At 72.6% G+C, this 503-nt stretch carries 1 protein-coding gene; it reads right to left on the bottom strand.

What is annotated here, in order from left to right:
- A partial coding sequence (locus PUR71_RS00850) for an FG-GAP repeat domain-containing protein (RefSeq protein WP_329924333.1) occupies nt 1-503 on the bottom strand: 503 nt, incomplete at both ends.

Genomic DNA, 503 nt, shown 5'->3' with positions numbered 1-503 from the left:
GGACTGCCAGCCGCCGCCGGCGTCGCCGCCGTGGTTGAGCCACACGTTGACCGTGCCGTCCGGGTTGATCACCCAGTAGTCGGCCTTGCCGTCACCGTCGAAGTCCGCGAGCCGGACCCGGCTGCGGTCGGTGGTCACGCCCGCGGCCACCTTGCCGAGGGACTGCCAGCCGGTGGCGCCGGCAATGTCGCCGCCGCGGTTGAGGAAGACGGTCACGGTGCCGTCCGGCTTGATCAGCCAGTAGTCGGCCCTGCCGTCCCCGTCGAAGTCGGCGAAGCGCACCTGGTCCTGGTCGGTGGTCAGACCGGTGGCCACCTTGCCGAGGGGCTGCCAGCCGGCGGCGCCGGCCGCGTCGCCACCGCGGTTGAGCCACACGTTGACCGTGCCGTCCGGGTTGATCACCCAGTAGTCGGCCTTGCCGTCACCGTCGAAGTCCGCGAGCCGGACCCGGCTGCGGTCGGTGGTCACGCCGGTCGCGACCTTGCCGAGCGACTGCCAGCCGC

It is taken from the genome of Streptomyces sp. SP17BM10 (genome assembly GCF_036322405.1).
Taxonomy (GTDB): domain Bacteria; phylum Actinomycetota; class Actinomycetes; order Streptomycetales; family Streptomycetaceae; genus Kitasatospora.
The sequence above is the reverse complement of the archived record's forward strand: the minus strand, read 5'-3'. Positions and strand labels throughout refer to the sequence as shown.